This window comes from Nocardia tengchongensis (genome assembly GCF_054781395.1).
The window spans coordinates 284,047-304,196 of record NZ_BAAGUM010000017.1 but is presented as its reverse complement, the minus strand read 5'-3'; the positions used below and the strand labels follow the sequence as shown (position 1 = coordinate 304,196).

Here is a 20,150-nt window from a genome sequence, read left to right as displayed (position 1 = left end):
GATTGACTACATAGTCAAGCTTGTTGACTGTTCTGTCAAGTGTCAAGATTCCAGACATGCCCGGACACGCACAGGACCTGCCGCTGCTACTGCTCGCGGCCGCCGCCGAGGTGACCGACGCCGTCCACAACGGGTGCGTCGAAGCCGGGTTCACCGACATCCGGCCCACCCACGGCTTCGCCTTCGTGCGCATGGCGCCCCACGGCGCGACGGCCGGGGAGATCGCCGAACACCTGGGCGTGACCAAACAAGCCGCCAGCCAACTGGTCGACGAACTCGTCAAAAAGGGCTACGCACAGCGCAATCCGCACCCGACGGACGCACGCGCCAAACTCGTCACCCTGACCGAACGCGGCTGGGCCTGCACCCGCGCCGCCGACGCCGCCCTGGCCCGATTCACCGAGCAGTGGGCGGCCAGACTCGGGACACCGGCGACGGTGCAGCTGCGCAACGCCCTCGCCCACGTCGTCACGCCGGGCCGCGTGCGCCCGTCGGGCTGGTGACGAACGCTCCTACCGCACAGACGATTTCAAAACAGGCCGAGCCGGCTGGATCCAGATCGCCGGGCCGAATCGACCGTGACCCGGGCAGTGAGAGGCGAGTCAACCGTGATCCACGCTGCCGGGGGTCTGATCACCCGAGTTCGAGGGTGGTCACGCCGAATACCCGCTCGCGGTGATAGTCACGCACCGGTCCGGTGTACATGCGCGCGGTCTCGAAGCTCGGCGCCAGACCGGCCTCCTCCATCAGGCGCACCGCGGGCTCGTTGTCGAGCGGAACATCCACCGCCAGCGGCATGCCGGCCGCGTGGGCGGCCAGCGCCGCCAGCAGCTGCCGCGCGTCGGCGGGCGTGTCGGCGAACAGCGGGCCGACGCGCAGCGAATCCCGGGCCGGGCGCAGCACGGCGTAGCCGGTGAGGGAGCCGTCGACGATCCGTGCGAAGGTTCGATGCCCCGGTTCGGTGAGCCAGGCGTGCAGGAATTCGGGGCGATCCGCCGGATAGCACGCGGAGTCGTAAGGCAGCAGTTCGGCGGTGTCGGCCGGCGCGAGCGCGGTGACCGCGTCGTCCGGCAGCGGCAGCCGCGGCACGCCGATGAATCGCGCACTGCGATAGGCGAGTTCGAATCCGCTGCGCCGATAGTTGTCCTGCTGGCCGGGCACCCCGTCGAGCCCGATCACCCGGCCGCCCGCATGCTTCAACCCGGCTTCCCACGTGGCCAGCCCGAACCCGCGCCCCCGCAGATCCGGCCGGACCAGATAGAAGCCCAGAAATGCGTACTCCGCGCCGTAATTGACTACCGACACCGCGGTGGCGGGCTCCCCGTTCACGCGCCCGAGCAGGAACCCGTCGGGATCCTGCGCGAAGTACGCGGTGGTATCCCGCTGCCCGGGGTTCCACCCCTCGGCGGCAGCCCACCCCACCACGGTCGCCCACTCCCCCGGTGTCGCCCGGGAAATGACCAGATCATCGATGCGCGCGGTCTCCGGCATGCGACCACGGTAGCCGCAAAAGCGCTGCTACTCGGCAGAATTCGCGGACCTCGCACGGAGCGACGGCAGCGCGGCCGTCCCCGCCGGCAGCGACGCCTCGCCCGGCCACAGGGGGAATCCAGCCCCGCGACAACGGCAGGCCCACCACCTGCGACATGGCACTCCCACCCGGCCACGGCAGCAGCCAGGTCCCCGACGACACCAGCACCCGCCCCGGTCACAACGGCGACGCGGGGTGGGGGGCGGCAGTTCTCCCACCCTCGCAGCTATGGCACCCTCTGCCCAGCAGAGGACAGCAGCACATCCGGCTGTCGCGGCACTCGGGCGTCCCCCTTGTCCGCGAACTGCCGATACAACCGCGGCTTGGTGATCTGGGCTTCCCGGGCGATGTCATCCATGCTCGGCCGCGCTGCAGCAACGCCCTGAGCGGCCGGTGGGTGCGGGTCGGCGGTCCGGTAGGGTCGATCGGGACATGGCCCGCGACCTGCGAGGTTGCGCGGAGTTCGAGGAAGATATGGCCGACTACGCACATTCCGATCACGCCAGCCGCAGCCGGGAGGAGAAGGCGCGGCGACTGGCCGCGTATGTGTGGGCGCACGGGATCAGCGGGGCCGAACTGCTGGAGTTGCCGGTGGCGCAGCGGCGCAAGCTGGCGCGGGCGGCGGAGACGAATCCGCCCAGCACCGAGGAGACCTGGCAGGTGGTGGCCCGGCTGCTCGACGAGAAGGACGCGTGGGCGGCCCGCAATCCGGGCCATCCCGCGGCGGTGCGGGAGCGGCTGGACGAAAAGATCTTGTGGGTGAAACCGCCGGTCAAGCCGTGGGAGTAGCGGGACGCACCGACGCGCGGCGGTAGGGCGTGGACTCTTGACACCAAGAAATGAACCAGGGTTCACTGCTTGAGTGTCCCCCGACCATGAGAACCACTCCGGCACCCGCCCGGCCGCCTGGCGCGACGACCTGACCGGCGGTGACGACTCGCTGTTCGCGGGCCGCCCCGAACCGGTGAACGAATACACCGCCCGCACCCTCACCTACGAGGTGACCGGGCGCATCGCGCGCATCACCTTCAACCGTCCCGAGCGCGGCAATGCCATCACCGCCGACACCCCGACCGAACTGGCCGCGGCCGTCGAGCGCGCCGACCTGGATCCGCGGGTGCACGTCATCGTGGTGAGCGGGCGCGGCAAGGGCTTCTGCGGCGGCTACGACCTGTCGATCTTCGCCGAGAACGGCCTCGCGCCGGCCGAGGGCGAACAGCCCACCGCGGGCACCGTCCTCGACCCGGTCGCCCAGGCCCGCAATCACAATCCCTGGGCCACTTGGGATCCCATGGTCGACTACGCCATGATGTCGCGGTTCAACCGCGGATTCTCCAGCCTGCTGCACGCCAACAAGCCGACCGTCGCCAAGGTGCACGGCTTCGCCATCGCCGGCGGCACCGATATCGCGCTGTTCGCCGACCAGATCATCTGCGCCGACGACGCTCGCTTCGGCTACCCGCCCACCCGCACCTGGGGCATTCCGGCGGCGGGCATGTGGGCGCACCGCGTCGGCGACCAGCGCGCCAAGCGGCTGCTGTTCACCGGCGACAGCCTCAGCGGCAAGCAGGCGCTGGAATGGGGCCTGGCCATCGAGGCCCCGCCCGCCGACGAACTGGACGCGCGCACCGAGGAACTGCTGGAACGCATTTCGCTGGTGCCGATCAACCAGCTGGTGATGGCCAAGCTGGCGCTCAACAGCGCGCTACTGAATCAGGGCGTGGCGAATTCCGGCATGATCAGCACCGTGTTCGACGGGATCTCCCGGCACACCCGCGAGGGCTACGCCTTCCAATTGCGCTCGGCTACCACCGGATTCCGCGAGGCGGTGCGCGAACGCGACGAACCGTTCGGCGATCGGAAGCGCGCGCAATTCGAGCGGCCCGCGGACTAGCCGGTCTCCTCGAGGTCGGTGCGCTCGACTTCGGCGACCACCCGGTCGGCCAGCGAGCGCACCGCTTTGGCCTCCTCCGCGGTCATCTCGTCGATGAACAGCCGCCGCACCAGCTCCACATGGTTGGGCGCGGCGGCCGCGAGGGCGGCGCGGCCGGCGTCGGTGAGGCGGATCTCGCGGCCGCGCGCGTCGTCGGCGGCCTGGCAACGGTCGACCAGGCCGCGGGTCGCCATCCGGGACAGGTGCTTGGAGAGCCGGCTCTTGTCCCAGCAGATCTCCGCGCCGAGTTCCTTGGCGCGCAGCTGCCCGTCCGCCGCGGAAAGCGCGACCAGCACCTCGTAGTCGGAGAAGGAGAGCCCGTCGCGGGTCAGTCCGGCGGCGATCGCCGAGTCGAGGCGTTGCCGCATGCGGATGAAGGACTGCCAGGTCGTCTGTTCCTCATCGGTCAGCCAGCGCGTCATGACATCCATGGTATCGATAAATAGTTGACATGGACACCATGACAATCCTCAGGAACTTCACGGTGAATCCGTGCCACCCCCGCCATGCAACCTTCGGTACAGTACTGACCGTTCGATTTGCGTAGTTCTGGCGGAAATCGTCAATGCCCGAGCGCATTTCAGTCAGGACGAATGAGACACATAGTGGCAGAAGGGGTTCCGGCATTCGGGGTAAATCCCCTAATTCACCTCTGTGCATAGCTCATCCGGTTGACAATGCAACGTTGCGCCAGAACACTCGGGCCAGCTAACCCTAACCGCGCCGACATTGAGGAATACATGAACGTTCGCCGGCTACTCGTCACCGCCAGCGTCGCGGGTCTGACGACCATCGCAGCCCAGACCGCCATTGCCCAAGCCGATGTGATCACCGGGTCCTCGGGGACCGGTTCCTCCGCCATCGACACCGGCTCGGCCGCCACCGGCTCCGCGGGTCTGACCCAGACCGGTTCGGCCGGCGGCCCCGTGTACCAGAACTGCGACCAGGCCCGCGCCGCCGGTGCCGCCCCGCTGTTCCGCGGCCAGCCCGGATACAGCCCGCACCTGGACCCCGACGGCACCGGCATGGCCTGCCCCACCGTCTGAGAAGACCAACTCTCGGGACTCTCGGGGGTAAACCCCTGAAACCCCGAAAAGCTGCGTGGCCCGGTCCATTCGGACCGGGCCACGCGGCTGTTGTCGTTGTTCGCAGCTAGCGGCGGAAGATCTTCACCACGACCAGGGTCGCGATCAGGACGCCCGCGCCGATCAGGCTGTACTTGATCTTGGGCTCGTTCACCTTGGCCACCAGAGACTGCTTCGCGTTGTCCGCCAGCCGCTGGGGGTCGGCGCGTACCGCCAGCTCGTCGAGGGTGCTCGCGAGCCGGTTGCGTGCGGCCTCGATCTCCCGCTCGATCGCCTCGGTATCTCTCGCCACGTCACACTCCTGTCTGAAAGCCGCGCGGAATCCGCGGCGCTGTCGTCTCGGGGCCGCTCGCGCGACGCTGCTCTCCATTCGAGAAGCACAGGCGCATGCGAGCCGACCTGCCGAGAGTGTATCGCCAACACCGGCTCGAGCCCGTCGACTAGCGTGGCGGCATGACCGAGAATCACCGACTCAGTCCCGGCGACCCCGCCCCCGACTTCACCCTGCCCGATGCCGACGGCAAGGACATCTCCCTGTCCGACTACCGCGGCCGCAAGGTGATCGTCTACTTCTACCCGGCCGCCAGCACCCCGGGCTGCACCAAGCAGGCCTGCGATTTCCGCGACAATCTGGCCGAATTGGACGGCGCGGGCATCGCGGTCGTCGGCATCTCCCCCGACAAGCCGGCCAAGCTGGCCAAGTTCCGCGACACCGAGCAGCTGACCTTCCCGCTGCTGTCGGATCCGGAGAAGGAGACGCTGTCCGCGTACGGCGCCTTCGGCGAGAAGATGATGTACGGCAAGAAGGTCACCGGCGTCATCCGCTCCACCTTCCTGATCGACGAGAACGGGAAGATCGAAGTCGCGCAATACAACGTGAGGGCCACCGGGCACGTCGCGAAGTTGCGTCGCGACCTGTCGGTCTGAGCCGGCACAGGATCGAACCCCCGGCCCGCACGCGGACCGGGGGTTCGTCATGTTCAGCGGTGGGCTAGACCTTCGGCATCAGCTGCGCGGCCCACTGAAGCATCATGCGCCAGTGGTTGTCCCACCAGGAGGAGAACGCGTCGGTGCCTACCGGCGGCGGCGCGAGCTCGCCCGGAAACAACCCGGATTCACCGGGCGAACCGGCCGCGTGGGTCGGAGCCGGGATGATCGACTCCGGGCTCGAGACGCCCTCCGGTTCGGGCTTGGCCTTGATCAGCGGCCGCGCCCTCCCGCCGGACCGGATGGAACCCCAGTTGAGGGTGGCCGGATCGATGGTCACCACGTCGCTGGGCTGCAATTCGATCCCGCCCTGCCCCGGGTCCGGCGTGACCGCTTCGGTCGGCATGACCTGGTCGCCGGGCAGTCCGTCGACGCCGGTGCCCGCGGATCCGGAGTCGACGCCGGGCACTGCTACTTCGCTCGGGTGCTCGGCGCCGTTGCGCGCGTCCGCGGAGACGCGGGAATCGGTGAGGATCGGCTCGGGCACCTTCTTGGAATCACTGCCCGAGGCGTAGACGCCGCCCGCCACCAGGCCGCCCGCCAGCACGCTGGCCGCGGCGAACAGTGCCGCCGAGCCGCGGGCGCGGCGAATGCGCTCGGCCACCTCCCCCGCGAACTCGACCTCCGGCAGGGCCGTCAGGGCCGCGCCCAGCGCCGGGGCGATCGGCGCCACCTGGCACGGGATGACCGGTGCGCCGAAGCCGGACTCCAGCGCCGCCACCACCGCGGGTTCGGTTGCGGCGGAACCGATCAGCACCACCGCGTCCGGTTTCACCCCGGCCGCGTCGAACTGATCCCAGGCGGCGGTGACCGCGGAACGCATGGCGTCCTCGGTGGCCGCGCCGCCGTTCAGCGTCACCGCGGCGAGCACCCGGGCGCGGTCGGGCGAGATGAGCGAGAACGCCTGGCAGCCTGGCACCACCTCGCAGATGGCGAGGTCCTCGAATTCGTCCACCCAGGTCATGGCGCGCGCCACGGACAGGTGCGCGGCCTTGGCGGACACCAGCGAGGCATCGTGCCAGGGGCCGGCGGCCAGCTTGGTGACGATGGCGCGGCGCTCGGTGGCGTCCCGGTAGGCGACGGCGGCGCCGATGATCTCCCGGTCCGCGCCGATCTGGTCGGCGATGTCCTCCAGCGCCGACTCCACCGCGATCGCCAGGTCGGCCTTCGATTCACCGGCGATCGGCGAGGTGCGTTCCAGCACCACGCGCTCGGCCAGCTTGTCTCCAGTATCGGCGAGGGCTACGGCGCGTACCGTGCCGCGCTCGGTGGCGACGCCGATGGTCACCGCGGAACGAACAGAGGTAGAAGCAACCACAATCAGCCTTCCAACGTCGACGAACTGGCGATGATCACAAGGTCGAGAGAGGAGAAGCGGGGGCGAGCCGGGTTCGAAAGGGGCCGGACCCCTTTCAGCGGAGATCCGCAGCTGGGAGGCAGCTGCGATGGGTCTTCGGAGCCGATGGCGGCGTGGATGGGTCGGATTCGGTGACACACGAACTACCGCAGCGTGTCATGCGCGTGTCGTAACCCGTAGGCTGTTCACCGTGGAAGCACGCACGGGAACCAGGTCGGCACGACGACCGGACCCTGCGTTGGAGCTGCAGGACGACCCACAGGAGCTGATGCCCCGTCGCCGCCCGACGCAGGAACGATCGAAGCGCAAGTTCGACGCCCTGTTGCAGGCCTCCCGCGAATTGCTGGTCGAGGTCGGCTTCGAATCGTTCACCTGTGAAGAGGTCGCGGCCCGCGCGGAAGTGCCGATCGGCACGCTGTACCAGTTCTTCGCCAACAAGTACGTCATCGTCTGCGAGCTGAATCGTCAAGATCTGGTGGCGGTTTCGCAGGAGCTGGCCGACTTCCACGGCGAGATCCCGTCCATGGACTGGCTGCGGCACATGACCCAGCTCGTCGATCACCTGGCGGATCTGTGGATGACCGACCCGTCGCGGCGCGAGGTGTGGCTGGCCATGCAGTCCACGCCGTCCACCCGCGCGACCGGCGCGATCCACGAAAAGGAGTTCGCGGAAGCGGTTTCGCAGATGCTGCGCCCGCTGATGCCCCGCACCCCGCGCGGCCGCCGCTCCATGATGGCGCAGGTGCTGGTGCACGTCGTGTACTCGATGCTGAACTTCTCGGTGCAGGACGGCCTCGCCCACGAGGACGCCGTCGCCGAACTCAAGCGCCTGATGGTGGCGTATCTGCTGATCGCGGAAAAGGAATCGCGCAGCGGCGGCCAGCGCACCACCTTCGATCCGGACTAGCCGGCGACGGCTCGAATCACCGGCGGTTCAGGCGTTTCCGATTCGGCGGGACCGAATACGGCCCCGGGACCGGATGATCGGGAGATGTCCACCAGCCGCCCCACGATCGGCGACACTTCGCGAACGACCAGCGACGTGCGCACCACCACGTCCGGATCGGTGAGCCGCCGGAAGGCCACGCGCCGGGTCGGCAACGCGGTGGCCGCCTCCTCGTAGAGCACCGTCCAGGTCGGTTGCCCGGATCCCAGCAGTGCCAGCGTGTTCTGCACGGTGGTGAAGGCCCCGCCCAGTTCCGGGGTGAAGCCCGCCGACCCGCACGCCCGGAGCACGGTGTCCACGAAGGTCCGGCTGGACTCGCGTTTGGACAGCCGCAACGGCATCGACGCCAGTCGCTGGAACGACAAGGTCGGCTCCCCGGCCAGCGGATGCTGCGCGGGCAGGGCGGCGACCAGCCGGTCGTCCCACAGCGGGATGACCCGCAGGCCCGACACCGGCCGCAGCATGCGCACGAATGCGGCGTCGAGCTGCCCGGACGCGACCTTGGCCAGGCGCTCGGAGGCGGGCAGGCTCTCCAGCTGGATGGGTGTGGTCGGTTCTTGGTCGTGCAGGACCGCCAGGATGTGTTCGAGGCGGGTGGTCATGCCTTCCGCCGTGCCGATGCGGAACTGGGCGTGCGCGTTCTCGCGACGCGCGAGTTCACCGGCGAGCGCGGCGAATTGATCGGCGGTGCTCAGCACCAACCGGGCCTGCCGCAGCAGTTGTTGCCCGGAATCGGTCAGGCCGACCCCGGCGGCGGTGCGGTCGAACAGCAGCACCCCGAACTCGTTCTCGAGCGCCTTGATGCGCTGGCTGACGGCCGGCTGCACGATATGCAGTCGCCGTGCCGCCCGGCCGAAGTGCAATTCCTCCGCAACCGCGACGAAGCTGACCAGATGCCTCAGTTCCATGCGCTCCCCCATGTCGTCGCAACTGGATCCAGTCCAGACGATACCACCGGGAGTTGACCGGAGCTCGCTATGCGGAGAAGAAACAAACCTATCGGTCCAAATAAATAGAATGCCTACTGGCACACCCTGCCGAATTTGCCAACAAGACAATTATTCCCGGCCCGAAAGTGCCTTGCGTCACACCGGCGCGAGCCGATCAATTCTCGTGATCACCCGATTAAAACCCACTCCTTCTCGCCACTCCGAATCAATGCCAGCATTCGAAGAGAACAATGAAACCGCGAGGAGAGGGATTCGAATGCGCGCAGTAATCAACAATCCACAGGGCGATTCGCCGGTCGCCTTCGAGGAGGTCGCGGAACCGGCGCCGGCGCCGCACGAGGCGCTCGTCGCCGTCCGGGCGTTCTCACTGAACCGGGGCGAACTGGCGCTGCTCGGCATCCGCCCGGAAGGCTGGCGGCCCGGCCAGGACGTGGCCGGCGTGGTGCTCGAGAGCGCCGCCGACGGTTCCGGCCCGCGGCCCGGCACCCGGGTGGTGGGCATGGTCGAGCAGGGCGGCTGGGCCGAGCGGGCGGCCCTGTCGACCTCCCGGCTCGCCGAACTGCCCGACGACCTGTCGATGGAACAGGCCGCGGCGCTGCCCATGGCCGGGCTCACCGCGCTGCGCACCCTGCGCATCGGGGGTGCCCTGCTGGGCCGGAAGGTGCTGATCACCGGCGCGAACGGGGGCGTGGGCCGATTCCAGGTGCAGCTCGCCGCACTGTCGGGCGCGACCGTCACCGCGGTCACCACCCAGGCCGCGCAGGTGGCCGCGGAACTGACCGCGCTGGGCGCGACCGCGGTGGTTGCGGACGTGGACAGCGCGACCGGCCCGTTCGACCTGGTCCTGGAATCGGTCGGCGGCAGCGCCCTGACCGGCGCGCTGGCCCAGCTGGCCCCGGGCGGCACCGTGGTCGTACTGGGCAGCAGTTCGGGTGAGAAGACCCCGATCGACGTCTACAACTTCATCGGCCACGAGGGCGCCCGCCTGCAGAACTACATCTCCTACGCCGCCACCGATCCCGACGACGCCGACCTGGCCATCCTGGTCTCGCTCGCCGCGGCCGGACGGCTGGTCTCGACGCCGGGTCAGGTGTCGGGCTGGGGTGAGCTGGGCAAGGTCGTACAGCAGATGCGGCAGCGGGAGCTGCCCGGCGGCAAGGTCGTGCTGGCGGTCGATTGACGCGGTGACCGGGCTGGGCGTCACCGGCGTCGCCCAGCCCGGTGTATTTGTTCCTCGAGTGCCTGGGAGGGGCGCTAACGTGAATACTCTCGAAAATTCAGACAACGCCGGCATCGGATCCACCGGGGTGGACGAGCGCGCGGTCGCGATTATCGGAATGGCGTGTCATGTACCGGGCGCGCATGGGATAGACGAATTCTGGCAACTGCTGCTCGATGGCATCGATGCTATTACCGAAATACCGATCACCAGATTTCCGGTCGACCATTTCTATCAGCCCGGCGGACCGCAGGCTGGGAAGATCGTCACCCGATCGGGTGGTTTTCTCGACAATATCGACGGTTTCGACGCGGACTTCTTCGGCATCTCCCCGCGCGAGGCCGAGGCAATGGATCCACAGCAGCGACTGTTGCTGGAATGTGCCTGGGAGGCGATCGAGGACGCCGGACAGACCCGCGACGAGCTCGCCGGCAGCCGCACCGGCGTCTTCGTCGGCACGGACGGCTCGAACTACTGGGAGCTGCAGAACCGCGGCAAGCCCAGCATCTACGGCATCATGGGCGGCGGCGCCCGCTCGGCCATCGCCGGCCGGCTCTCGTTCGCCTTCGACCTCAACGGTCCCGCGCTGGCGATCGACTCGGCCTGCGCCTCATCGCTGTCGGCCCTGAACGTGGCCTGTCAGAGCCTGCGCAGCGGCGAGTCCGAGATGGCCATCGCGGCGGGCGCGCACCTGGTGCTGAGCCCGTGGGAGAGCGTGGCTTTCTCCTCGGCCGGCATGCTCGCCCCCGACGGCCGGTGCAAATTCGGTGACCGCGACGCCGACGGTTTCGTGCGCAGCGAAGGCGTGGCGGCCGTGGTGCTCAAGCCGCTGCGGGCGGCGCTGGCCGACGGGGATCCGATTCACGCCGTGATCCGCGGCATCGGTTCCAGCAATGACGGCATGGGCAGCGGCTTGTTCATGGCCCCGGCGGTGTCCGGGCAGGTCGCCATGCTGCGCAACGCCTACGCGGACGCCGGAATCGATCCGGGCACGGTGTCTTTCGTCGAGGCGCACGGCACCGGCACCCAGGCGGGCGACCCGGTCGAACTCGAGGCGTTGAGCACGGTGCTGGGCCCGGGCCGCGAGCGGCGGCTGCTGGTCGGTTCGCACAAGACCAATATCGGGCACAGCGAGGCCGCGGCCGGACTGATCGGTTTGATCAAAGCGGTGCTGTGCCTGCGGCATCGGACCGTGCCGGGCAACCTGCACCTGCGCAATCCGAACCCGGCCATTCCCTGGGAGGAACTGCCGGTGACGCTGCCCGCCATGGCCACCCCTTTGGACGACGAAGGGTCCCTGGTCGGCGGCGTGAGCGGTTTCGGGGTGTCGGGCACCAATGTGCACGTGGTGCTGACCGAGGCGACCCCGGCGATGACGACCCGCCGACGGCACACCGACGCGAGCCTGGCCGAGAGCGGCGAGTCGCAATTGCTGGCGCTCTCGGCGCAATCCCACGAGGCCCTCCGGGATCTCGTGCGCTTCCACCTCACCTACCTGGGTCAACGTGGGGCCGGGCGGCGCGAGGACATTCGCGATATCGCCTATACCGCCGCGGCCCGGCGCACCCATCACGATCACCGGCTGGCGGTGGTGGGCGCGACCCACGACGAACTCGTCGAGCAGTTGCGGGCCGTGCTGCACGGCGACACCGAGTTCACCGCGCACGATCGCCCGCGGGTGGCCTTCGTCTTCCCGGGGCAGGGGTCGCAGTGGCCGGGCATGTGCCGTGAGCTGCTGGAGGTCTCGCCTGCCTTCCGGCACGCGCTGGTGCGCTGCGACGAGGCGATTCGCGCGGAGGCGGGATGGTCGGTGCTGGAACGGATCCGGGACGGCGCCGAACTCGACGGCATCGACGTGGTGCAGCCGACGCTGTGGGCGGTGGAGATCGCGCTGGCCGAGACCTGGCGGGCGTGGGGTGTGGAGCCGGATCTGGTGATCGGGCACAGCATGGGTGAGGCCGCCGCGGCCTACGTCGCCGGCGCGCTGAGCCTGGCCGACTCGGCCGCCGTCATCTGCCGCCGCAGCGCGCTGATGCGCCGGCTGTCCGGCGAGGGGGCGATGGCGGTCGTCGGGCTGTCCCTCGACGAGGCCCGCGCGCTGATCGAACCAGTGCGGGCGCAGGTGTCGGTGGCGGTGAACAACAGCCCCGATACCACTGTGTTGTCCGGTGATCCGGGCGTGCTGGCGGAGCTGAAGGCCGCTTTGGATGCCCGGGAGGTGTTCTGCCAGATGGTGAAGGTGGACGTGGCCTCGCACAGCGTGCAGATGGACCCGATCCTCGACGAGCTCATCGAGGCGCTCGCGGGCATCGAGCCACGCGCCGGGTCGGTGCCGGTGCATTCGACGGTGCGGGGCGCGCCCGTCGCCGGAACGGACCTGGATGCCGCGTACTGGGCCCGCAACCTGCGGGAGCCGGTGCAATTCAGCACCGTGGTGCGCGCGGCGGCCGCCGACCGGCCGACGGTGTTCGTGGAGCTGAGCCCGCATCCCCTGCTGGTGCAGGCGATCCGGGAGAACCTCACCGAGATCGACGTGGACGGTGTGGCGGTCGGGTCGCTGCGCCGCGGTCAGCCCGAACGGGCCGCCATGCTGGCCGGACTGGCCGAGCTCTACGAACGCGATGCGCCGATTCGGTTGCGGTCCTTGTATTCCGGTGGACGCTGCGTTCCATTGCCGCACTATCCCTGGCAGCGGGAGCGGTTCTGGCTCCCGGCTCCGGACCCGTTGACCACCATGGGCGCCCTGTCGCGTGAGTTCACCCTCGATCCTCGCGTCACCCCGTATTTGCTGGAGCATGTGGTGAACGGCGTCCCGCTGGTTCCGGGCACCGTATTCCTGGACCGGGTACGGGAATTCGGGCGGGAGGCGATCGGTCTGCCGGTGGCGTTGACGGATGTCGAATTCGTCGCGGCGCTGCTGCTGGTTCCCCACGAATCCCGATCACTGCGTATCGAATTGACGCCGGTCGAACTCGGGGTCTGGCGATTCACCGTGGGCGGTGCGGAGATTCCGGGTGGCCCGTTGGTGGAGCACTGCCGGGGCACCGTTCGCACGGGCTCCATTCCGCCGCGGACGCGCGGACCGCTGGCCGAGTTGCGCGAGCGGCTCGACGTCCACTGGACCGGGGACCGGTTCTACGACTGGGCGTTACAAGGCGGCACCGCTTGGGGCCCGGGCTTCCGGGCGGTGAGCGACCTGTGGCTGGGTTCGGGCGAGGTCCTGGCCCGCGTCGCCCTGCCGGCCGTGCTGGCCGCCGATCCCGAAGCCGTGCAGGCACATCCGGCCCTGCTGGAGGCGTGTGCCGCGCCGGTACTGGCCCTCTTCGAGGAGCCGGTGTGGATGATCGCCGATCAGCTGGAGCTGGCGCGGGTCGCCGACCAGCCGGTTCATCAGGGCTGGGCGCATGTCCGGATCGCCTCCTCCCCCGGGTCTTCCACCAGCCCCCAAGTAATCGCCGACATCACCGTCTTCGATGATCAGGAGTACATCGTGGCCGAACTCTCCGGTCTGCGCATTCACCCGTCCGCGCCCCGCACCGCCGAATCCCCGTCCCTGCCGGCCATTTCCACACTGACCGCGGTTCCGGAAGAGGCAACGCCGGCACTGTCGGCGCCGTCGGCTCCGATCGGTCTCCCCGCCGGCGGCGGCCTGACGGTGGAGCTGCGGGGCGAGCTGCGCATCCGCGACGCCGCCGATCAGACGGTGCTGGAACTGTCCGGCAGCCTGGCCTTCCGGCCCGGCGGCCTGCAGCCCGTCGCGGGAAGCTCCGCCGCGGTGCCTAATTCGGCCATTCCGGTCGCGACACCCACTGCCCCGGTCGCCACCGTTGCCCCGGTGGTCCCCGCGGTCCCGCGCCCACCGATCGCGCCCGCCGCGGTCACGGTCCCGATCACGCCACCGGTCAACGGTCACTCCCCGGTGACCGGCCCGGCCCACCGGAGCCTCGTGGAGCCCGCGAACGGCCGTCGGGTGCAGGAGGTTTCGAACGGCCACACGGTGACCGCGACCGCCGCGGCCCCACCGCGGCGGGGCGCCGACGCGGAGGCCGTACTGGAGACTCTGATCGCCCAGATCGCCGCGGTCACCCGCCGACCGGCGGCCAAGATCGACGCCCGCCGGACCGCGACCGAGATCGGCATGGATTCGCTGATGTCGCTGGAGGTGAAGTCGAAGATCCAGGCGGAGTTCGGTGTGACCGTCCCGGCCAAGCTACTGCTGGAGGCGGATTCGCTGCGGGCCGCCGCCGAGCGCATCGCCGCGCTGGCCGCGCCGAACGGCTCGGACGCGCCGTGACGACGACTGTCGCGCCGACCCGTGCCGGCCGGACCGGGCTGGTCATGCTGGTGCTGGTCGGCGCCCAGTTCATGATCTCGATGGACGCCACCATCGTGAACGTGGCGCTGCCGTCCATCCGGGATCAACTGGGCTTCAGCGATGTTGCCCTCAGTTGGGTGGTCAACGGGTACGCGCTGCCGTTCGGCGGCCTGCTGCTGCTCGGCGCGCGACTCGGTGACCGGCTCGGCGCGCAGCGGGTATTCCGCTGGGGGACGGTGGTCTTCGCGGTCTCGTCACTGTGGTGCGGGCTCGCGACCGGCCCGATCGATCTGGTGGCGGCCCGAGCGGTGCAGGGCGTCGGCGCGGCGCTCATGTCTCCGGTGGCGATGACGCTGCTGGTGGCCCGGTTCGACGGTCCCGCCCGGCATCGGGCGCTGGGCTGGTGGGGCGCCATGTCGGGCCTGGCGGGCGGCCTCGGAATGCTGTTGGGCGGCGCGCTGACCACGGTGTCCTGGCGCTGGAACTTCCTGATCAATGTGCCGATCGGCATCGCGATCCTGCTGCTGTCGCGGTACACCGGCGACCGCCGGCTGCCCGCGGTGGGCCGCCCGGATGTGCTCGGCGCGCTGCTCAGCACCACCGGTCTGCTGCTGGTGGCGTACGCGGTGATCAGCACCGAGCGGCTGGGCTGGACGGACTGGTCCACTTCGGGCCTGCTCGGGGTGGCGCTGCTGCTGCTGGCGGGGTTCACGGTGTGGGAGGCGCGGGTTCGCGATCCGCTGGTGCCCTTGCGCATCTTCGGATTTCGCAGTGTGTCGGCGGGCAACACGGTGATCGCGCTGGTGGGCGCGATCGGGCAGATCACCTATTTCACGGTGACCCTGTACCTGCAGCAGGTGCTGGATTACTCCCCGCTGCGATCGGGCGCGGTGTTCCTGCCGATCAGTGTCACGCTGTTCGTGGTGTCGACCGCGGTGCCGCGGCTGATCGCCAGGTTTGGGCTGGCCGCGGCGTTGGGTGGCGGCCTGGCGGTCGCGGCGGCCGGGTTGATCTGGTTGGCCGCTCATCCGCCGCAGGGTTCCTATCTCCGGGATGTGCTGGCCCCCACGGTGATCTGGGCGGCGGGGTGGGGCATCGCGCAGGCGGCCTCGTTCGTGGCGGGTGCGCAGGGGGTGGAGGCGGAGCTGGCGGGGGTCGCCTCCGGTCTGATCGCGACCACCTATCGCCTGGGGGGTGCGATCGGGTTGGCATCCATGATCACGCTCGCCGCCGCTCGCACCGAGCACCTCAGGCCGACGACGTCCGCGGCACACGCCCTGGCCGGTGGCATCACCGCCGCCTGGTGGGCCGGTGCCGGGTGCGCGCTGGTGGCCACCGCGGTGACCCTGCTGCTGCGCCGCCCGGCCCCGATCCCGGCGGATGCGGCCGCTCGCTGATCCGTACCGATCTTCCCGACGATTCTTTCGACATTTCTTCCTGATCGACCGAGAAAGACTGATAGACAATGGAATTCACACTCTCCGACGAAATGATCACCTGGCGCGCGAAGGCCCGGAACTTCGCCGACACCGTCGTGCGCCCGGTCGCCGCGGACCTCGACGCCCAGCCCGACCCCGAACTGGCTTGGTCCTGGGATCTAGTGGAGGCCGCCGACGCCCACGGTCTGCGCCAGGCCCCGCTGCCGCTCGAATTCGGTGGCGCGGCCACCGATTACGTCACCAATTGCCTGATCCTCGAGGAGATCGCGGCCGCGGATCTGGGCACCGCGGTGGTGCTGGCCCAGCACTGGAAGTTCGCGCAGATGCTCAACGAGCTGGGCACGCCGTCGCAGCGGGAGCGCTTCCTGGCGCGCAATGCCGCCAATCCGCGCGGCTTGTTCGCGGCCTCGTTCACCGAGCCGAGCGCCGGCTCGGACAACCTGCTGCCGTACACGGGCCGGGGTGCGGGCATGCAGACCTTCGCGGAGAAGGTCGACGGCGGCTACCGCATCAATGGCATGAAGCACTACATCTCCAATGCCAATCGCGCCGACACCGTCCTGTGCTTCGCCCGGACCGACCGCGAGGGCCCGCTCACCGAGGCCGTGACCGCGTTCATCGTGCCCGCCGACGCCGAGGGTTTCCGGATCGGCCGGGTGCACGACAAGAACGGCGAGCGGATCGCCAACAACGCGGAGATCTTCTACGAGAACGTCTTCGTGTCCGATGCGGACGTGCTCGGTGAGACCGGTGTGGCACTGCGCAGCGTCGGACGGCTGCTGCGGCACAGCAACGCCTATGCCGCGTCGTGCGCCCTGGGTGTGGGCCGCGAGTGCTTCGACCGCACGCTGCGCTGGTGCCGGGAACGGGTGCAGGGCGGGGTGCCGATCATCGAGCATCAGGCGGTCGGCTCCTACCTGGCCGACATGTACCTCAACATCGACGTCAGCCGCACCTATATCTGGCGCGCGGCCTGGCAGGCCCGCACCGCGGAGACATTCGACCCGGCGCTGGCGGTCGCACCGAAACTCATCACCTCCGAGCGCATTTTCGACTCCGCGCGCCGGGCCATGGAGCTGTGGGGCGGGCACGGGGTGATGAAGGAGAACGGCATCGAGAAGTTGCTGCGCGACGCCTCCATCTGGCTGCACTCCGACGGCACCAACATCATTCTGCGCGAGCGCATGGCGAATCTGCTGCGCAATGGTGATCCGGACGCGGTGATCTGGGATTCGGTCCCCGACCACGCGCAGATGGTCGGGATCATCTGATGCGGCTGCGTGGGAAGGTCGTGATCGTCACCGGCGGGACCCGCGGACTCGGCCGGTCCATCGCCGAATCCGCGCTCGCCGAGGGCGCGAAGGTGGTGTGCGCGGCCCGGTCGGCCGGCGAGCTGGAGCTGATCCGCGAATTCGGCGGTGACCGCGTGCATTTCGAGGCCACCGACGTGCGCGACCCGGCCGCGGTGGAGGACCTGATGGCCGCCGCGGTGCGGCATTTCGGGCGGCTGGACGTGCTGGTGTGCAACGCGGGCATGAGCAATGACGGCATGGTCGCCGCCATCGATCCGGCGCGGTGGGCCGAGGTGATCGAGACCAACCTGATCGGCACCTTCTACTGTGTGCGCGCCGCTGTCCCGTACCTGCGCGGCAGCGGCGGCGGCCGGATCATCGCCATCTCCTCCGCCCTGTCCACCCGGGTGTCGCCGGGGGCGAGCGCGTATTGCGCGTCCAAGGCGGGCATCGAGATGCTGGTGCGCTCCGCCGCGGCCGAGCTGGCAGCCGACGGCATCACGGTGAACGCCGTCGCCCCGGGATTCGTCGACACCGGTTTGGGGGCACGCCTTTCGGAGAACGACCTGGTCTGGGAGCAGGTGTCCGGGCGACTGCTGGCGGGGCGCAGCGGGACCGGGGACGAGGTGGGCAGGTCGGTGGTGTTCCTCGCCAGCGACGACGCGTCGTATGTGAATTCACACATTCTGGAAGTCAACGGGGGTCTGCTGTGGAGCTGAGCGAACCGCTCGCGGTGGTCACGGCCACGCATTGGATACCCGAATACCGGCAGAAGCCAGCGGATCTGGAGCCGTCGCGCCGGCCCGCCGATCCCGGGTACACGGCCCTGGCGGTGTCGGAGTCGTGCTCCGGCCCGGAGCTGGCGGTGCTGGCCGGCCGGGTAGCGCTCACGGCGGCGGGCTGGGACGGCGCGGACGTCGGTCTGCTGTTGTACGCGTGGAGTCACTATCAGGGACACGACTTCTGGTCCCCGGCGCATTTCGTGGCCGCCGGGGTCGGCGCGAACAGCGCACTGCCCCTGGGCATTCAGCAGATGTGCAATGGCGGCGCGGCGGCCGTGCAAGCCGCCGCGACCTTCCTGCGCGGCGATCCGCGTTGCCGCCGGGCACTGGTCGGCACCGGTGATCGCTTCGCCGAACCCGGATTCCACCGGTGGACCGGCGATTACGGCGTGGCGTACGGCGACGCGGGGACCGCCGTCCTGCTGTCCACCGAACCGGACGCCCGGCCGCGGCTGTGGTTGCACGCCATCGCCACCGTCGCGGCCCCGCAGCTGGAGGCCATGACCCGCGGCGATGATCCGGCCGCCCCCGCCCCGCGCTGGCTGCGCGGCGCGGTGGACGTGCGCACCACGAAAAAGGCCTTCCTGCGCACCCTGCCGCGCAATCGGTACGCGGAGATCGAGCGCGCGAAGCTCACCGAGGTGATCACGACGGCGCTGGCCGACGCCGGGCTCACCGGCGACGACCCCCGCCTGGCCCGCGTCATCCTGCCGCGCTTCCACGCGGACGCCCTGGACTCCGGATATCGGCCGCTGGTGGCAGAGCTGACCCCGGCCGACACGGTGGACTTCGGCCGGGACACCGGACATCTGGGCGCGGGTGACCTGGCCGCCGGACTGGCGGACCTGCTCGACCAGCACCTGCTGGCGCCGGGGGAATACGCGCTCGTGTTGAGCGCGGGAGTCGGGTTCAGCTGGTCCTGCGCGGTGGTCTCCCGGCCGGTACCGACGGAGCGAGGCGGAGACTCGACATGATCAACCGCACCCTGGGCCCCGCGTCGATCGCACGGCCCGAAGCAGGCGAAAGCTGTGGGGCGGAGTCTCTTCCGTCGCGGTCGAACGCGGAGGCCTACATCGCCGACCGCTGCTTCGCCCGCAGAACCCCCCGGTTGATCGGGGCCGAACTGGAGTGGCTCACCGCCGATCTCGGTCGACGCGCCGCCGGCGGGCGAGCCCCCGCACGGCCGGATCCGATGGCGCTGGCGGCAGCGCTGGGCCCCTACGCGCCGCGCTCGATCGCTCCGGACTCGCCCGAATGGCCCCTGCCGGGCGGCAGCCGCGTCACCATCGAACCCGGTGGGCAGATCGAATTGTCCAGCGCGCCTTACCCGGACAGCGGCACCCTGGTCGAGCACCTGGGCCGCGACACCCGATTTCTGGATCAGCTGCTCGAGCCGCATGCCATCGGGCGGCTGCCCGGCGCCACCGACCCGGACCGGCGGCCGCGCCGGGTGCTGTGCGCGCCGCGTTATCGCACCATGGAGCGCGTCTTCGACGGCATCGGGCCGTTCGGCCGGCTGATGATGTGCAATACGGCGGCGACGCAGATCAGCGTGGACGCCGGGGCCGACCGGCACGAGGTGGCGACGCGGTGGAACGCGCTGTACGCGATGGGCCCGGCGCTGGTCGCGGCCTTCGCGTGTTCGCCCGCGCTGAGCACGGCTCCGGCCGGAAGCTGGGCGTCCCAGCGCATGCGCGCTTGGTTGCGCTTGGATCCGGCTCGTACCCATCCGCCGGTGCGGGACTGGCCGGACCCGATCACCGGGTACGCCCGCTGGGCGCTCGACGTCCCCCTGCTGTGTGTGCGGCGGCCGGGCGCCGAGGCCGACTGGACCGCGCCGCCCGGCGCGAGCTTCGCCGATTGGCTGCGCGGTGATCTGGACGACGAGCTCGGGCGCCGGCCCGGCACCACCGATCTCGACTATCACCTGACCACGCTGTTTCCCCCGGTGCGCCCGGCCGGGCACCTCGAGATCCGCTATCTCGATGCGCAGCCGGGCGAGGAGTGGCGGGTCCCGATGCTGGCGGTCGAGGCGCTGATGTCGAGTCCTCGGGTCACCGCGGCGGCGACGGCCCGCGCGGGATCCACCGCGGAGCGCTGGACCGCGGCGGCGCGCCACGGTCTCGACGATCCCGAATTGCGCGCGGCCGCGGTGGATCTGCTGGCACTGGCCGAGGCGCACGCGCGGACTCCGGCAGCGGCGGCCGAACTCTCCGACGCCGCCCGCCGCTGCCGGGCCGCCCGCCCGCCGGCACTCGGCATCGCCGCCTCGGCGTGAGTGCCGCGCGTCGTCGCAGAGCCCCGGCTGACCGCG

General features: G+C 69.9%; 18 protein-coding genes. 13 read left to right on the top strand and 5 right to left on the bottom strand.

Annotation, left to right across the window (positions count from 1 at the left end; all coding sequences use genetic code 11):
* Positions 1-56: 56 nt before the first annotated feature.
* On the top strand, positions 57-503 hold the full coding sequence (locus ACYVKL_RS32390) for a MarR family winged helix-turn-helix transcriptional regulator (RefSeq protein WP_379167478.1): 447 nt from the start codon (positions 57-59) through the stop codon (positions 501-503).
* A gap of 130 nt (positions 504-633) precedes the next feature.
* Here the strand turns inward: ACYVKL_RS32390 and ACYVKL_RS32385 are convergent, their stop codons facing one another.
* Positions 634-1,491, bottom strand: coding sequence for a GNAT family N-acetyltransferase (locus tag ACYVKL_RS32385; RefSeq protein ID WP_379167480.1), 858 nt, complete (start codon positions 1,489-1,491; stop codon positions 634-636).
* Between the two features lie 514 nt (positions 1,492-2,005).
* Between ACYVKL_RS32385 and ACYVKL_RS32380 the strand changes: the two genes are divergently transcribed.
* Both ACYVKL_RS32380 and ACYVKL_RS32375 read left to right on the top strand, forming a co-directional pair.
* Entirely contained in the window at positions 2,006-2,320 is a 315-nt protein-coding gene (locus ACYVKL_RS32380; RefSeq protein ID WP_213561439.1) for a hypothetical protein, read from the top strand.
* Positions 2,321-2,393: 73 nt separating this feature from the next.
* Entirely contained in the window at positions 2,394-3,425 is a 1,032-nt protein-coding gene (locus tag ACYVKL_RS32375) for a crotonase/enoyl-CoA hydratase family protein (RefSeq protein WP_379167482.1), read from the top strand.
* On the opposite strand, the gene ACYVKL_RS32370 is transcribed toward ACYVKL_RS32375, so the two are convergent.
* Positions 3,422-3,886 carry a MarR family winged helix-turn-helix transcriptional regulator gene (locus ACYVKL_RS32370; protein ID WP_379167484.1) on the bottom strand — a complete coding sequence of 155 codons (465 nt, stop codon included), beginning with the start codon at positions 3,884-3,886 and terminating at the stop codon, positions 3,422-3,424. The two genes, ACYVKL_RS32375 and ACYVKL_RS32370, sit on opposite strands and share 4 nt — an antisense overlap.
* A gap of 318 nt (positions 3,887-4,204) precedes the next feature.
* Between ACYVKL_RS32370 and ACYVKL_RS32365 the strand changes: the two genes are divergently transcribed.
* Positions 4,205-4,510 carry an excalibur calcium-binding domain-containing protein gene (locus ACYVKL_RS32365; protein WP_213557539.1) on the top strand — a complete coding sequence of 102 codons (306 nt, stop codon included), beginning with the start codon at positions 4,205-4,207 and terminating at the stop codon, positions 4,508-4,510.
* Positions 4,511-4,616: 106 nt separating this feature from the next.
* Here the strand turns inward: ACYVKL_RS32365 and ACYVKL_RS32360 are convergent, their stop codons facing one another.
* Entirely contained in the window at positions 4,617-4,841 is a 225-nt protein-coding gene (locus tag ACYVKL_RS32360) for a DUF3618 domain-containing protein (RefSeq protein ID WP_379167487.1), read from the bottom strand.
* Between the two features lie 161 nt (positions 4,842-5,002).
* Between ACYVKL_RS32360 and bcp the strand changes: the two genes are divergently transcribed.
* Positions 5,003-5,476 (top strand): thioredoxin-dependent thiol peroxidase, encoded by a 474-nt coding sequence (gene bcp / locus ACYVKL_RS32355; RefSeq protein WP_379167489.1) that lies wholly within the window; start codon positions 5,003-5,005, stop codon positions 5,474-5,476.
* A gap of 64 nt (positions 5,477-5,540) precedes the next feature.
* On the opposite strand, the gene ACYVKL_RS32350 is transcribed toward bcp, so the two are convergent.
* Positions 5,541-6,824: a DUF7159 family protein gene (locus tag ACYVKL_RS32350; RefSeq protein WP_379167491.1), complete on the bottom strand. Its 1,284-nt coding sequence runs from the start codon at positions 6,822-6,824 to the stop codon at positions 5,541-5,543.
* A gap of 337 nt (positions 6,825-7,161) precedes the next feature.
* On the opposite strand from ACYVKL_RS32350, the gene ACYVKL_RS32345 reads away from it, so the two are divergent.
* Complete coding sequence (locus ACYVKL_RS32345) at positions 7,162-7,800, top strand: TetR/AcrR family transcriptional regulator (protein WP_246598070.1); 639 nt, start codon at positions 7,162-7,164, stop codon at positions 7,798-7,800.
* Here the strand turns inward: ACYVKL_RS32345 and ACYVKL_RS32340 are convergent.
* A complete protein-coding gene (locus tag ACYVKL_RS32340) occupies positions 7,797-8,747 on the bottom strand; it encodes a LysR family transcriptional regulator (protein WP_379167494.1) in 951 nt (316 codons plus the stop codon). The genes ACYVKL_RS32345 and ACYVKL_RS32340 overlap by 4 nt on opposite strands.
* A 298-nt stretch (positions 8,748-9,045) precedes the next feature.
* Here ACYVKL_RS32340 and ACYVKL_RS32335 point away from each other — a divergent pair, with 298 nt between their 5' ends.
* The 7 genes from ACYVKL_RS32335 to egtA all read left to right on the top strand — a co-directional run bounded on the left by ACYVKL_RS32335 (position 9,046) and on the right by egtA (position 20,114).
* The gene (locus ACYVKL_RS32335; protein ID WP_379167495.1) at positions 9,046-9,969 is read left to right on the top strand and encodes a zinc-binding dehydrogenase; all 924 of its coding nucleotides are present in this window, start codon (positions 9,046-9,048) and stop codon (positions 9,967-9,969) included.
* Positions 9,970-10,048: 79 nt separating this feature from the next.
* Positions 10,049-14,302: a type I polyketide synthase gene (locus ACYVKL_RS32330; protein ID WP_379167497.1), complete on the top strand. Its 4,254-nt coding sequence runs from the start codon at positions 10,049-10,051 to the stop codon at positions 14,300-14,302.
* Entirely contained in the window at positions 14,299-15,720 is a 1,422-nt protein-coding gene (locus tag ACYVKL_RS32325) for an MFS transporter (RefSeq protein WP_379167499.1), read from the top strand. The genes ACYVKL_RS32330 and ACYVKL_RS32325 overlap by 4 nt, the downstream gene beginning before the upstream one ends.
* 68 nt (positions 15,721-15,788) lie before the next feature.
* Positions 15,789-17,033, top strand: a complete 1,245-nt coding sequence (locus tag ACYVKL_RS32320; RefSeq protein ID WP_357192651.1) for an acyl-CoA dehydrogenase family protein — start codon at positions 15,789-15,791, stop codon at positions 17,031-17,033.
* On the top strand, positions 17,033-17,773 hold the full coding sequence (locus tag ACYVKL_RS32315) for an SDR family NAD(P)-dependent oxidoreductase (RefSeq protein ID WP_379167502.1): 741 nt from the start codon (positions 17,033-17,035) through the stop codon (positions 17,771-17,773). The genes ACYVKL_RS32320 and ACYVKL_RS32315 overlap by 1 nt, the downstream gene beginning before the upstream one ends.
* A complete protein-coding gene (locus tag ACYVKL_RS32310; protein WP_379167504.1) occupies positions 17,764-18,810 on the top strand; it encodes a ketoacyl-ACP synthase III family protein in 1,047 nt (348 codons plus the stop codon). Before ACYVKL_RS32315 ends, ACYVKL_RS32310 begins: the two co-directional genes overlap by 10 nt.
* Complete coding sequence (gene egtA / locus ACYVKL_RS32305) at positions 18,807-20,114, top strand: ergothioneine biosynthesis glutamate--cysteine ligase EgtA (protein WP_379167506.1); 1,308 nt, start codon at positions 18,807-18,809, stop codon at positions 20,112-20,114. The genes ACYVKL_RS32310 and egtA overlap by 4 nt, the downstream gene beginning before the upstream one ends.
* The last annotated feature ends 36 nt before the right edge of the window (positions 20,115-20,150 follow it).

Coding starts and splice junctions, on each gene's coding strand:
- ACYVKL_RS32390 (WP_379167478.1), top strand. CDS start 57: ATGCCCGGACACGCACAGGACCTGCCGCTGCTACTGCTCGCGGCCGCC.
- ACYVKL_RS32385 (WP_379167480.1), bottom strand. CDS start 1,491: ATGCCGGAGACCGCGCGCATCGATGATCTGGTCATTTCCCGGGCGACA.
- ACYVKL_RS32380 (WP_213561439.1), top strand. CDS start 2,006: ATGGCCGACTACGCACATTCCGATCACGCCAGCCGCAGCCGGGAGGAG.
- ACYVKL_RS32370 (WP_379167484.1), bottom strand. CDS start 3,886: ATGACGCGCTGGCTGACCGATGAGGAACAGACGACCTGGCAGTCCTTC.
- ACYVKL_RS32365 (WP_213557539.1), top strand. CDS start 4,205: ATGAACGTTCGCCGGCTACTCGTCACCGCCAGCGTCGCGGGTCTGACG.
- bcp (WP_379167489.1), top strand. CDS start 5,003: ATGACCGAGAATCACCGACTCAGTCCCGGCGACCCCGCCCCCGACTTC.
- ACYVKL_RS32345 (WP_246598070.1), top strand. CDS start 7,162: ATGCCCCGTCGCCGCCCGACGCAGGAACGATCGAAGCGCAAGTTCGAC.
- ACYVKL_RS32340 (WP_379167494.1), bottom strand. CDS start 8,747: ATGGAACTGAGGCATCTGGTCAGCTTCGTCGCGGTTGCGGAGGAATTG.
- ACYVKL_RS32335 (WP_379167495.1), top strand. CDS start 9,046: ATGCGCGCAGTAATCAACAATCCACAGGGCGATTCGCCGGTCGCCTTC.
- ACYVKL_RS32320 (WP_357192651.1), top strand. CDS start 15,789: ATGGAATTCACACTCTCCGACGAAATGATCACCTGGCGCGCGAAGGCC.
- ACYVKL_RS32315 (WP_379167502.1), top strand. CDS start 17,033: ATGCGGCTGCGTGGGAAGGTCGTGATCGTCACCGGCGGGACCCGCGGA.
- egtA (WP_379167506.1), top strand. CDS start 18,807: ATGATCAACCGCACCCTGGGCCCCGCGTCGATCGCACGGCCCGAAGCA.